General features: G+C 39.0%; 13 protein-coding genes and 1 other annotated feature. All 13 genes read left to right on the plus strand.

What is annotated here, in order from left to right:
- Positions 1–68: 68 nt before the first annotated feature.
- Positions 69–719 carry an RNA polymerase sporulation sigma factor SigH gene (sigH, locus tag A2U94_RS09870; RefSeq protein WP_025909710.1) on the plus strand — a complete coding sequence of 217 codons (651 nt, stop codon included), beginning with the start codon at positions 69–71 and terminating at the stop codon, positions 717–719.
- Positions 720–792: 73 nt separating this feature from the next.
- Positions 793–942 carry a 50S ribosomal protein L33 gene (gene rpmG, locus A2U94_RS09875; protein WP_025909711.1) on the plus strand — a complete coding sequence of 50 codons (150 nt, stop codon included), beginning with the start codon at positions 793–795 and terminating at the stop codon, positions 940–942.
- Positions 943–995: 53 nt separating this feature from the next.
- Positions 996–1,175, plus strand: coding sequence for a preprotein translocase subunit SecE (secE, locus tag A2U94_RS09880; RefSeq protein WP_025909712.1), 180 nt, complete (start codon positions 996–998; stop codon positions 1,173–1,175).
- A 193-nt stretch (positions 1,176–1,368) separates the two neighbouring features.
- On the plus strand, positions 1,369–1,902 hold the full coding sequence (gene nusG / locus A2U94_RS09885) for a transcription termination/antitermination protein NusG (protein ID WP_025909713.1): 534 nt from the start codon (positions 1,369–1,371) through the stop codon (positions 1,900–1,902).
- Between the two features lie 164 nt (positions 1,903–2,066).
- On the plus strand, positions 2,067–2,492 hold the full coding sequence (gene rplK / locus A2U94_RS09890; RefSeq protein WP_025909714.1) for a 50S ribosomal protein L11: 426 nt from the start codon (positions 2,067–2,069) through the stop codon (positions 2,490–2,492).
- Positions 2,493–2,600: 108 nt separating this feature from the next.
- Positions 2,601–3,302 (plus strand): 50S ribosomal protein L1, encoded by a 702-nt coding sequence (gene rplA, locus A2U94_RS09895; RefSeq protein ID WP_025909715.1) that lies wholly within the window; start codon positions 2,601–2,603, stop codon positions 3,300–3,302.
- Between the two features lie 62 nt (positions 3,303–3,364).
- Positions 3,365–3,508 (plus strand) — a sequence feature (ribosomal protein L10 leader region).
- Positions 3,509–3,549: 41 nt separating this feature from the next.
- On the plus strand, positions 3,550–4,050 hold the full coding sequence (rplJ, locus tag A2U94_RS09900; RefSeq protein WP_025909716.1) for a 50S ribosomal protein L10: 501 nt from the start codon (positions 3,550–3,552) through the stop codon (positions 4,048–4,050).
- Between the two features lie 44 nt (positions 4,051–4,094).
- Positions 4,095–4,457: a 50S ribosomal protein L7/L12 gene (gene rplL / locus A2U94_RS09905; protein WP_013054917.1), complete on the plus strand. Its 363-nt coding sequence runs from the start codon at positions 4,095–4,097 to the stop codon at positions 4,455–4,457.
- A 113-nt stretch (positions 4,458–4,570) separates the two neighbouring features.
- On the plus strand, positions 4,571–5,173 hold the full coding sequence (locus tag A2U94_RS09910; protein ID WP_025909717.1) for a class I SAM-dependent methyltransferase: 603 nt from the start codon (positions 4,571–4,573) through the stop codon (positions 5,171–5,173).
- 242 nt (positions 5,174–5,415) lie between these two features.
- A complete protein-coding gene (rpoB, locus tag A2U94_RS09915) occupies positions 5,416–8,982 on the plus strand; it encodes a DNA-directed RNA polymerase subunit beta (protein ID WP_025909718.1) in 3,567 nt (1,188 codons plus the stop codon).
- Positions 8,983–9,054: 72 nt separating this feature from the next.
- On the plus strand, positions 9,055–12,648 hold the full coding sequence (rpoC, locus tag A2U94_RS09920) for a DNA-directed RNA polymerase subunit beta' (RefSeq protein WP_025909719.1): 3,594 nt from the start codon (positions 9,055–9,057) through the stop codon (positions 12,646–12,648).
- Between the two features lie 130 nt (positions 12,649–12,778).
- Positions 12,779–13,027: a 50S ribosomal protein L7ae-like protein gene (locus tag A2U94_RS09925; protein WP_025909720.1), complete on the plus strand. Its 249-nt coding sequence runs from the start codon at positions 12,779–12,781 to the stop codon at positions 13,025–13,027.
- 96 nt (positions 13,028–13,123) lie between these two features.
- Positions 13,124–13,546 carry a 30S ribosomal protein S12 gene (rpsL, locus tag A2U94_RS09930; RefSeq protein WP_025909721.1) on the plus strand — a complete coding sequence of 141 codons (423 nt, stop codon included), beginning with the start codon at positions 13,124–13,126 and terminating at the stop codon, positions 13,544–13,546.
- Positions 13,547–13,573: the final 27 nt, after the last annotated feature.

Consider the following 13,573-nt stretch of genomic DNA (forward strand, 5'->3'; position numbering starts at 1 on the left):
GGCTGTTGACGGTGGAGAATTAGCTACTGTATAATATTTCTATCTACTGTGCGGTCAGGGGGATCGATATGGGCGATAACTATGGGAGAAAACTTCATGCTCATTTCGAACAACAAGAAGATGAAGAAGTTGTCGAGCTTGTGCATAAAGGTGACATTGATGCATTAGAGTATTTGATTCACAAGTACAAGAATTTTGTTCGAGCTAAAGCACGGTCGTACTTTTTAATAGGGGCAGATAGAGAAGATATTATTCAAGAAGGCATGATAGGGTTATATAAAGCTATTCGTGACTTTAGAGAAGATAAACTTACTTCATTTAAAGCGTTTGCTGAACTATGTATTACCAGGCAAATCATCACAGCGATTAAAACGGCTACAAGACAAAAGCATATTCCGCTAAATTCTTATGTGTCGTTGGACAAGCCTATTTACGATGAGGAATCTGATCGAACATTGCTAGATGTTATTTCGGGAACCAAGGTCATGAACCCAGAAGAACTCTTGATTAATAGAGAAAAGTTCGATGATATTGAATTAAAGATGGCAGAGCTTTTGAGTGATTTAGAAAGAAAAGTACTCGTATTGTATTTAGACGGTCGCTCTTACCAAGAAATCTCAGAAGATCTAAACCGCCATGTAAAATCAATCGATAATGCGTTGCAGCGAGTTAAACGTAAGCTAGAGCGCTACTTAGAAATCCGTGAAATTACCACGTAGCCTGTATTGACACAGGAAGAAAGTGTGTGATACTTTCTTATAGACATTATCACTTATATAGGTGGCTAACAAAATGCGTAAAAAAGTTGTAATGGCATGTGTAGAATGTGGTAGTCGCAACTATACAACGATGAAAAGTACAGAGCAAAGCAACATTCGTTTAGAGATGAAGAAGTTTTGCAAATCTTGCAACTCACATGTCCAGCATCGTGAAACAAAATAGATTAAAAAGCTGCACAGATTAATACCCCTTTTATTTTAATGGAGGTTACAAACATGAACCGTGTAGGGAAATTTTTGCGTGACGTTGGTCGTGAAATGAAGAAGGTCAGCTGGCCTAAACGAAATGAACTAGTTCGCTATACAATTACAGTTGTTTCTACAGTTATTTTCATGACCGTCTTTTTCGCAGTTGTCGATTATGGAATCTCATCATTGATTCGTTTAATCCCTTGAATAATTTAATGATAATCATGGTATAATGAAACTAAATGATGATTTCTTCTTAAAAAGCCCGGGTACGGGTTTTTTAATTTGTTTTGAGAATGATATGAACTAGAACAGGTGAAGGTTCTAGTTCATCTTCTGTGCAATAGATACTTGAACACTTTATAGGAAGCTGGGAGGGAAGGACATTACGTCCTCAAAAATGGAGAAAAATTGGTATGTTGTTCATACTTATTCAGGGTATGAGAATAAAGTAAAGACGAATTTAGAAAAGCGTGTAGAAACAATGGGCATGCAAGATAAAATCTTCCGCGTGGTGGTACCTGAAGAAGAAGAAAGAGAAATTAAAAACAATAAAGAAAAGATAACAAAGAAGAAAGTATTTCCAGGTTATGTGTTAGTAGAGATTATTATGACAGATGATTCATGGTACGTGGTACGTAACACTCCTGGTGTAACAGGTTTCGTTGGGTCAGCCGGTTCAGGTTCTAAACCGACACCTCTATTACCAGAAGAAGTAGAAATGATTTTAAAGCAAATGGGTATGGATGAAAGTCATGCTGAATTTGACTTTGAGTTAAAAGAAACGGTTCTAGTTAAAGAAGGTCCGTTTGCGAACTTTGAAGGCACAATCGAAGAAATTGATACGGACAAGCGCAAAATTAAAGTTCATGTTGATATGTTCGGACGTCAAACACCTGTTGAGTTAGAGTTTACACAAATTGAAAAAATATAACTTTTAAAACCTTGCATTTCATCTGTTTTAATGTTAATATTTCATAAGTCAGTATGTCTCAATCTTGAGACTAAAACAACTATTTCTTTATTTTATATATAAAGAACTTGGAGTGGGAGGGCATCGCCCTATTACCACATCACGGACTTAAGGAGGTGTGTCTCGTGGCTAAAAAAGTAATTAAACTTGTAAAATTACAAATTCCTGCTGGTAAAGCAAACCCAGCACCACCAGTTGGTCCTGCATTAGGTCAAGCCGGTGTTAACATCATGGGATTCTGTAAAGAATTTAACGCTCGCACAGCTGATCAAGCTGGTTTAATCATTCCTGTTGAAATTACGGTATTTGAAGACCGTTCATTTACATTTATTACGAAAACTCCACCTGCTGCTGTATTACTTAAGAAAGCGGCTGGTATTGAGTCAGGTTCTGGTGAACCAAACCGTAATAAAGTTGCAACAGTCAAGCGTGACAAAGTACGTGAGATTGCTGAAACAAAAATGCCTGACCTAAACGCTGCTAACGTTGAGTCTGCAATGCGTATGGTAGAAGGTACAGCACGTAGCATGGGAATCGTAGTTGAAGACTAATCCCAAATGATTAGGTGTTAGAAGGTTGCGAGATAGGGATAGCTTCCGTTTCGCAACCTTTATTAGTGGGAGGTTATTCCGTTAATACCACATAAGGAGGAAAACAAAATGGCTAAAAAAGGTAAAAAGTACGTTGAAGCTGCGAAGCTTGTAGATCGTACACAAGCTTACTCAGTTCAAGAAGCAATTGAATTAGTAAAGAAAACAAACACAACTAAATTTGATGCAACTGTTGAAGTAGCATTCCGTTTAGGCGTTGACCCTAAGAAAGCTGACCAACAAATTCGTGGTGCAGTAGTACTTCCAAATGGTACTGGTAAAACTCAACGTGTATTAGTATTTGCTAAAGGTGAGAAAGCGAAAGAAGCAGAAGCTGCTGGAGCTGACTACGTTGGCGATTCTGATTACATCAACAAAATCCAACAAGGTTGGTTTGAATTTGACGTAATCGTTGCTACACCAGACATGATGGGTGAAGTTGGTAAACTTGGTCGTGTATTAGGACCAAAAGGCTTAATGCCAAACCCTAAAACTGGTACTGTAACATTCGATGTTGAGAAAGCTGTTAATGAAATCAAAGCTGGTAAAGTAGAATACCGCGTTGATAAAGCTGGTAACATCCACGTACCAATCGGTAAAGTATCATTCGAAGATAGCAAGTTAATTGAAAACTTCACTACAATCTTCGAAACTATGCAAAAAGCTAAGCCTGCAGCTGCAAAAGGAACATATATGAAGAACTTAGCTGTATCTTCAACTATGGGCCCTGGTATCAAAGTTGATATCGCAACTTTCAGCGCAGCTAACTAATTATTGGAAATAAATTGGTGTTGACTTTCTGAGTCCAACTGATTACAATAGATAATGTTGTTAAAAAAATAACATTTGTACCGTAGACAGTAGGTGCCTGTAAGGCTTAATTTCCTACCGAGGTGTGTGTGATAAATTAGTGAACGTTCTGATTCGCTTATAACACCTCCATGTCTTAGTTGTCATGGAGGTGTTTTATTTGCACCTTGTATGAGTGTACGGAAGGAAATCTACAGGAGGTGTAAAAATGAGCAACGTAATTGAACAAAAGAAACAAGTTGTTGATGAAATTGCTGACAAGCTTAAAGCAAGTGGATCAGCAATCGTAGTTGACTACCGTGGGTTAAATGTTGCTGAAGTAACTGAACTTCGTAAGCAATTACGTGACGCGGGAATTGAGTTCAAAGTATACAAAAACACTTTAACTCGCCGTGCTGTAGAAAAGGTTGAACTAAACAGCCTTAACGAAGCGCTAGTTGGTCCAAACGCAATTGCATTTGGTGGAGAAGACGTTATTGCTCCAGCTAAAATTCTTAACAGCTTCGCTAAAGAACACGAAGCGTTAGAAATTAAAGCTGGTGTTATCGAAGGTAATGTAGCAACTGTTGATGAAATTAAAGCTATTGCTGAACTTCCATCTCGCGAAGGCTTACTTTCTATGTTACTTAGCGTTCTTCAAGCTCCAATCCGCAACCTTGCTCTTGCTACAAAAGCTGTGGCAGATCAAAAAGAAGAACAAGGTGCATAATTTAGTCTGTTATATATAACACAATCACAAGGAGGAAATTAACAATGACTCAAGAACAAATCATTGAAGCAGTTAAAAATATGACTGTTTTAGAACTTAACGATTTAGTAAAAGCAATTGAAGAAGAATTTGGCGTAACTGCTGCTGCTCCTGTAGCTGTAGCTGGCGGTGCTGCTGGTGAAGCTGCTGCTGAGAAAACTGAATTTGACCTAGTACTTGAAAGTGCTGGCGGCCAAAAAATCAAAGTTATCAAAGTAGTACGTGAAATCACTGGTCTTGGCTTAAAAGAAGCTAAAGAAATCGTTGATAACGCTCCAAAAGCTCTTAAAGAAGGTATTTCTAAAGAAGAAGCTGAAGAAGCAAAAGCTAAACTTGAAGAAGTTGGCGCTTCTGTAGAAGTTAAGTAATTATTACTTAACATTTGATATGAAAAAGCTCGCTTATTCAAGCGAGCTTTTTTGCTTCTGTTTCTCTATTCGTTTATAGTATTAGAGGATGCCTTTTAGAAGGAGGAGTTCAGTTGACAGAACACTATTTTTCAAACACACCATCGGCTAGCAGTAATGAAGAGACATTTTCGTTTGAACTTCGAGGACAATCTTTTCGTTTCACTAGCGATCATGGTGTTTTCTCTAAAAAAGAAGTTGATTTTGGTTCTCGAGTGCTAATTGACAGCTTTGAGGTTAATAACGTAAAAGGTCCTATTCTAGACGTCGGCTGTGGATATGGTCCTATCGGTTTAGCGATGGCTAAACTTCATCCGGATGAGCAAGTGCATATGGTTGATGTTAACGAGCGCGCATTAGCTTTATCAGAAAAGAATGCAAAAGCTAATGGGATTGATAATGTTCAAATTTATCAGAGCTTTTGCTATAGTAATGTGAAAATTGATCATTTCTCTACTATTCTTACGAACCCACCAATTCGTGCTGGTAAAAAAATTGTACACGAAATTCTTGAAGGGGCATATAGCCATCTCGTTGAACAAGGTGAATTATGGGTCGTGATTCAAAAGAAACAGGGAGCTCCTTCCGCTTTAACGAAACTAGAGTCTCTATTTGAAGAAGTAGAGGTAGTAGAAAAGAAAAAAGGCTATTATATCATACGTGCTAAAAAATGTTGACTAATATTTTTTAGTATGTTAGCATTATAAAATGCCAATATATAAATATTCCATATAGACCTCTGTTATACATAAAATTGCACGTATAATTTGAGAATGTATGGGAAAACTAATAAAATCAATAGTACGTTTTATGAAATTGTGGTTTTCTATTTAAAGAAACCATTTTTCTTTTGTTCAATAATAAACAATAGTTTATTATATGTCTTGAATAATAACGCTTGATTTGAGGGGTGAATCAGTTGACAGGTCAACTAGTTCAGTATGGACGCCACCGCCAGCGCAGAAGTTATGCTCGTATCAGTGAGGTTCTAGAATTACCAAACTTAATCGAGATTCAAACGGCTTCATACCAATGGTTTTTAGATGAAGGATTACGAGAAATGTTCCAGGATATTTCTCCAATCGATGATTTTACTGGTAATTTATCACTAGAATTTATTGACTACAGCTTAGGTGAGCCAAAGTATTCAGTAGAAGAGTCTAAAGAACGTGATGTAACTTATGCAGCACCTCTTCGTGTTAAGGTGCGTTTAATTAATAAAGAAACAGGTGAAGTAAAAGACCAAGATGTGTTTATGGGTGATTTCCCATTGATGACGGAAACTGGTACGTTTGTTATTAACGGTGCTGAGCGCGTTATCGTATCACAATTGGTACGTTCACCAAGCGTCTACTACAGTGGAAAAGTAGATAAAAATGGTAAAAAGGGATATACAGCTACTGTTATTCCAAACCGTGGAGCATGGTTAGAATATGAAACTGATGCAAAAGACGTCGTTTATGTGCGTATTGATCGTACTCGTAAACTTCCAGTATCAGTACTGTTACGTGCGTTAGGTTTTGGTTCAGACCAAGAGATTATTGATCTAATTGGAGATAATGAGTACATCCGTAACACGCTTGAAAAAGATAACACGGAAAGTACAGAAAAAGCGCTACTAGAAATCTATGAGCGCTTACGTCCAGGTGAGCCACCAACTGTAGAAAATGCAAAATCATTGCTTGTATCTCGATTTTTTGATCCAAAGCGCTATGATTTAGCAAACGTTGGTCGTTACAAGATTAATAAAAAGCTTCATATTAAACATCGTTTGTTTAATCAAAAATTAGCAGAAACATTAGTTGATCATGAAACGGGTGAAATTATTGCTGAAAAAGGTGCAATGATTGATCGTCGTACATTAGATCGCTTAATTCCAATGCTTGAAAGTGGAGTAAACTTCAAAACTTATAGCCCGGTTGGCGGAGTTTTAGAAGACAATGTCACGTTACAATCTATCAAGATTTATGCTCCAAACGATCCGGATGGAGAGAAAGTTATTACAGTTTCCGGTAATGCTTACGTGACAGAAGAAGTAAAGAATATTACACCGGCTGATATTCTAGCATCAATTAGCTACTTCTTTAATTTACTTCACCAAGTAGGGGATACAGATGATATCGACCATTTAGGAAATCGTCGTCTTCGTTCTGTAGGGGAATTGTTGCAAAACCAATTCCGTATTGGTTTATCTCGTATGGAGCGTGTTGTGCGTGAGAGAATGTCTATTCAAGACACGAACACAATTACTCCTCAACAGTTAATCAATATTCGCCCTGTAATTGCTGCTATTAAAGAATTCTTTGGTAGCTCTCAGCTTTCTCAGTTCATGGACCAAACAAACCCGTTAGCTGAATTGACACATAAGCGCCGTCTGTCTGCATTAGGACCAGGTGGTTTGACTCGTGAGCGTGCTGGATTCGAAGTTCGTGACGTTCACTACTCTCACTATGGTCGTATGTGTCCAATCGAAACGCCTGAGGGACCAAACATTGGGTTAATTAACTCATTATCTTCTTATGCAAAAGTAAATAAATTCGGCTTTATTGAAACGCCATATCGTCGTATTGATCCTGAAACAGGTAAAGTTACGTCGAGAATTGATTACTTAACTGCTGATGAAGAAGATAACTATGTAGTTGCTCAAGCGAATGCGCGCTTAGGTGAAGATGGTTCTTTCTTAGATGAAAATGTTGTAGCCCGTTTCCGTGGTGAAAATACAGTTATCCGTCGTGATCGTTTAGATTACATGGACGTATCACCAAAGCAAGTAGTATCCGCGGCAACAGCTTGTATTCCATTCTTAGAGAATGATGACTCAAACCGTGCATTAATGGGTGCCAACATGCAACGTCAAGCAGTACCGTTGTTAAACCCAGAAGCGCCACTTGTTGGAACAGGTATGGAATATGTATCTGGTAAAGACTCAGGAGCTGCAGTTATCTGTAAGCACCCTGGTGTTGTTGAGCGCGTGGAAGCAAAACAAGTTTTTGTTCGTCGTTATGAAGAGGTAGACGGGCAAAAAGTTAAAGGTAACTTAGATAAATACAAGCTTCTTAAGTTTGTTCGTTCGAACCAAGGTACTTGCTACAACCAGCGTCCAATTGTTTCAGTTGGCGATGAAGTTGTAAAAGGTGAAATCCTAGCTGACGGCCCTTCTATGGAAAAAGGAGAGCTTGCATTAGGACGTAACGTTTTAGTAGGTTTCATGACTTGGGACGGATATAACTATGAGGATGCTATTATCATGAGTGAACGTCTTGTAAAAGACGATGTATATACTTCTGTTCATATTGAAGAATATGAGTCTGAGTCTCGTGATACGAAACTAGGACCAGAAGAAATTACACGTGATATTCCAAACGTGGGTGAAGATGCTCTTCGTAACCTAGATGAGCGTGGTATCATTCGCATTGGTGCCGAAGTTAAAGATGGTGATCTTTTAGTTGGTAAAGTAACGCCTAAAGGTGTTACGGAACTAACAGCTGAAGAGCGCTTATTACATGCAATCTTTGGTGAAAAAGCACGTGAGGTTCGCGATACTTCATTACGTGTACCACATGGTGGAGGCGGAATTATCCTTGATGTTAAAGTCTTCAATCGTGAAGATGGCGATGAGTTACCACCAGGTGTAAACCAACTTGTTCGCGTGTATATCGTTCAGAAGCGTAAAATTTCTGAAGGTGACAAAATGGCCGGTCGTCACGGTAACAAAGGTGTAATCTCGCGTATTTTACCAGAGGAAGATATGCCTTACTTACCAGATGGAACTCCAATCGATATCATGTTAAACCCACTAGGGGTACCTTCTCGTATGAACATCGGGCAAGTATTAGAGCTTCATTTAGGTATGGCGGCTCGTAAACTTGGAATTCATGTTGCATCTCCAGTATTTGATGGTGCTCGTGAAGAAGATGTTTGGGCGACGATTGAAGAGGCAGGCATGTCACGTGATGCGAAAACTGTATTATACGATGGTCGTACAGGTGAACCTTTCGATAATCGTGTATCAGTAGGTATTATGTACATGATTAAACTTGCTCACATGGTAGACGATAAGCTTCACGCACGTTCTACTGGACCATATTCACTTGTTACCCAACAGCCATTAGGTGGTAAAGCGCAATTTGGTGGACAACGTTTTGGAGAGATGGAAGTATGGGCGCTGGAAGCATACGGTGCTGCTTATACGCTACAAGAGATTCTAACTGTGAAGTCGGATGATGTTGTTGGTCGTGTGAAAACATATGAAGCCATCGTAAAAGGCGAAAATATTCCAGAGCCAGGTATACCTGAATCATTCAAAGTATTAATTAAAGAATTACAAAGTTTAGGTATGGATGTAAAAATGCTTTCAGCTGATGAGCAAGAGATTGACATTGTAGATTCAGAGGATGATCAAGAACAACAATCCGAATCTATTATGTCTGATATAGAACCAGAAGGAATTTCTGAAGGTCAAAAAGACCCTGTTATCAAAGAGTAAGGAATTACTTTCATATAAAAGTATACGCACGTTAAGGGAAAAAACCTGTAGATTAAAAGGGAGGTAGGCTCCTTGCTAGATGTAAATAACTTTGAGTATATGAAAATTGGTCTAGCTTCGCCAGATAAAATTCGCTCTTGGTCATACGGTGAGGTAAAAAAACCGGAAACGATCAACTATCGTACATTAAAACCTGAAAAAGATGGTTTGTTTTGTGAGCGCATCTTTGGTCCACAAAAGGACTGGGAGTGCCACTGTGGTAAATACAAACGCGTTCGTTACAAAGGCGTAGTATGTGACCGTTGTGGAGTAGAAGTAACAAGAGCAAAAGTACGTCGTGAACGTATGGGACATATTGAACTAGCTGCACCTGTTTCACATATTTGGTACTTCAAAGGTATCCCTAGCCGCATGGGACTTGTCTTAGACATGTCCCCTCGTGCGCTAGAGGAAATTATCTATTTTGCTTCATATGTTGTAACAGATGCTGGTGATACACCGCTTGAAAAGAAACAGCTATTATCTGAAAAAGAATATCGTGCATATCGTGAAAAGTATGGAAAAACTTTCCATGCAGCGATGGGTGCGGAAGCTGTTAAGAAATTATTACAAGACATCGATCTTGACAAAGAAGTAGATGCTCTAAAAGAAGAGCTTAAAACTGCTCAAGGTCAACGTCGTACACGTGCAATTAAGCGTTTAGAAGTGTTGGAAGCTTTCCGTCACTCTGGTAATGAACCTTCTTGGATGATCTTAGATGTTTTACCGGTTATCCCACCGGAACTTCGTCCAATGGTTCAATTAGATGGTGGACGTTTTGCAACTTCTGACCTAAATGATTTATATCGTCGTGTAATTAACCGTAACAACCGCTTAAAACGTTTACTAGATCTTGGAGCTCCTAGCATTATCGTTCAAAACGAAAAGCGTATGCTTCAAGAAGCTGTAGATGCTTTAATCGATAACGGTCGTCGTGGGCGCCCTGTAACAGGTCCTGGTAACCGTCCGTTAAAATCTCTTTCACATATGTTAAAAGGTAAGCAAGGACGCTTCCGTCAAAACTTACTTGGTAAACGTGTTGACTACTCTGGGCGTTCTGTAATCGTTGTAGGACCGAACTTAAAGATGTACCAATGTGGTTTACCAAAAGAAATGGCGTTAGAACTATTTAAGCCGTTTGTTATGAAAGAGTTAGTTGAGCGTGGTTTAGCTCATAACATCAAGAGTGCGAAACGTAAAATCGAGCGCGTTCAACCTGAAGTATGGGACGTATTAGAATCGGTTATTAAAGAGCATCCAGTTCTGTTAAACCGTGCACCTACACTTCACAGACTTGGTATCCAAGCGTTTGAACCTACATTAGTAGAAGGTCGTGCAATCCGTCTACATCCACTTGTATGTACAGCATACAATGCGGACTTTGATGGTGACCAAATGGCCGTTCACGTACCGTTATCTGCAGAAGCACAAGCAGAAGCGCGCATCTTAATGTTAGCAGCGCAAAACATCCTGAATCCAAAAGATGGTAAACCAGTTGTTACACCATCTCAAGATATGGTATTAGGTAACTACTACTTAACACTTGAGCGTGAAGACGCAGTGGGTGAAGGTATGGTATTTAAAGATACAAATGAGGCGTTGCTGGCATACCAAAACGGATATGTACATTTACATACTCGTGTTGGTGTATACGCTGGTTCTTTAAATAACCAAACATTTACTGAAGCACAAAATCAACAATTGTTAGTGACGACTGTAGGTAAGCTTGTATTTAACGAAATCTTACCGGAATCATTCCCGTATATTAACGAACCAACAAGAGAAAACCTTGAAGTTAAGACACCGGATAAATACTTTGTTGAAAAAGGTGCTGACGTAAAAGAATTCATTAAAAATCAACCTGCAATTGCACCATTTAAGAAAAAAATCTTAGGTAATATCATTGCTGAAGTATTCAAACGCTTTAAGATTACTGAAACGTCTAAAATGCTTGATCGCATGAAAGACTTAGGTTTCAAATATTCTACTAAAGCTGGTATTACAGTTGGTGTAGCAGATATCGTTGTATTAGGTGAAAAAGAAGTTATCTTACAAGAAGCGCAAGCTAAAGTAGATAATGTTCTAAAACAATTCCGTCGTGGTTTAATTACTGAAGATGAGCGTTATGATCGCGTAATCTCAATTTGGAGTAGTGCGAAAGACGTTATCCAAGGTAAGCTGATGGAATCCTTAGATAAACGAAATCCAATCTTTATGATGAGTGACTCTGGTGCCCGTGGTAACGCATCTAACTTCACGCAGCTTGCTGGTATGCGTGGTCTGATGGCTAACCCGTCTGGACGTATCATCGAGTTACCAATCAAATCAAGTTTCCGTGAAGGTTTAACAGTATTAGAATACTTTATCTCTACTCACGGCGCGCGTAAAGGTCTTGCTGATACAGCCCTTAAAACAGCTGACTCAGGTTATCTTACTCGCCGTCTTGTTGATGTGGCTCAAGATGTTATCGTTCGTGATGATGATTGCGGTACAGACCGAGGAATCTTGGCTGTTGCAATCAAAGAAGGCACGGAGGAAATCGAAAAGCTGGATGAGCGTCTAATTGGACGTTATGCACGTAAAACTGTTGTTCATCCAGAAACAAACGAAGTACTTGTAGCAGAAAATGAATTAATTACAGAAGATCTAGCTGAAGAAATTGTAAATGCTGGTGTTGAAGAAGTATGGATTCGTTCTGCGTTTACTTGTAACACTCGTCATGGAGTATGTAAAAAATGTTACGGACGTAACTTGGCAACTGGTTCAGAAGTTGAAGTTGGTGAAGCAGTTGGTATTATCGCTGCTCAATCAATCGGTGAGCCAGGTACACAGTTAACGATGCGTACATTCCATACTGGTGGGGTTGCCGGAGATGACATCACTCAAGGTTTACCTCGTATCCAAGAGATCTTTGAAGCTCGTAACCCTAAAGGCCAAGCTGTTATTTCAGAAATCGAAGGTACCGTTACTTCAATTACTGAAGGACGTGACCGTCAGCATGAAATTACAGTTCAAGGTGACATTGAAACACGCTCTTACACAGCTCCTTACAGTGCACGCTTGAAGGTAGCTGAAGGCCAAGAGATTGCTCGTGGTCAAGAGTTAACAGAAGGTTCAATTGATCCGAAAGAGTTATTAAAAGTAAAAGATATCACTGCTGTTCAAGAATACCTGCTACGTGAAGTACAAAAAGTATACCGTATGCAAGGGGTAGAAATTGGTGATAAGCACGTTGAAGTAATGGTACGCCAAATGCTTCGTAAAGTGAGAGTAATGGATTCTGGAGATACAGATGTATTACCAGGTTCACTATTAGATATTCACCAATTCACTGATGCTAACGAAAAAGTGTTACTAGAGGGCAATCGTCCAGCTACTGGTCGACCTGTACTACTTGGTATCACAAAAGCATCTCTTGAAACGGATTCCTTCTTATCAGCAGCATCATTCCAAGAAACTACTCGTGTTCTTACAGATGCAGCTATTAAAGGAAAACGTGATGAACTATTAGGTCTTAAAGAGAACGTTATTATTGGTAAACTTGTTCCTGCTGGTACTGGTATGAATAGATATCGTAATGCTGAACCAGTTAAAAATCAGGTTGAAGAGCCAGTAACAATCGATTAATAAGTAGTCATTTTTCTAGAATGGATGTTTTTTTAAAAAAACTGCATCGTGCAGTTGACATCCATTCTAGGGAATGATACTATATCAAAGGTGCTCCTATAAACTACCTGTTGCTTTGGAGGATATGATAATGTCTTATGAAAAAGTATCACAGGCTGATCATATTATTGTAGGAACTAAGCAGACAGTGAAAGCTTTAAAAAAAGGAATTGTAAAGGAAGTTATACTTGCGGATAATGCAGACACCTACATTACCGACTTGGTAGTGAAAGTTGCTGTGCAAGAAAACACCCCTTACAGTTTTGTTAACTCTATGAAAGAGCTTGGAAAAGCTTGTGGAATAGAAGTAGATGCGGCAGCTGTTGCAATTATTAGTTAACACGTTTTTGGACTAGTGTTCAAAAACTTTGTTTTTTGCTAAAAAATGAACCACCTGGATGTGTGGTCTTACAAAAGCTGAAAGGAGGAAATTCAAATGCCTACTATTAATCAACTAATCCGTAAAGGTCGTGTGAGCAAGGTTCAAAAATCTGACTCACCTGCTTTAAACAAAGGTTACAACAGCTTTAAAAAAGCTCAAACTAACCAATCTTCTCCACAAAAACGTGGTGTATGTACACGTGTGGGTACTATGACACCGAAGAAACCGAACTCGGCTCTTCGTAAATATGCTCGTGTACGTTTAACTAACGGTATCGAGGTTACTGCTTATATCCCAGGTATTGGTCACAACTTACAAGAACACAGCGTGGTACTTATCCGCGGTGGACGTGTAAAAGATTTACCAGGGGTACGTTACCATATCGTACGTGGTGCGTTAGATACTGCTGGTGTGGATGGCCGTATGCAAGGTCGTTCTAAATATGGTACTAAGCGACCAAAAGCAGCTAAAAAATAATATAAACAACAAATAGAATTATTCTCA

The sequence above is a fragment of the Bacillus sp. VT 712 genome (assembly GCF_001614195.1).
Taxonomy (GTDB): Bacteria; Bacillota; Bacilli; order Bacillales; family Bacillaceae_H; genus Priestia; species Priestia flexa.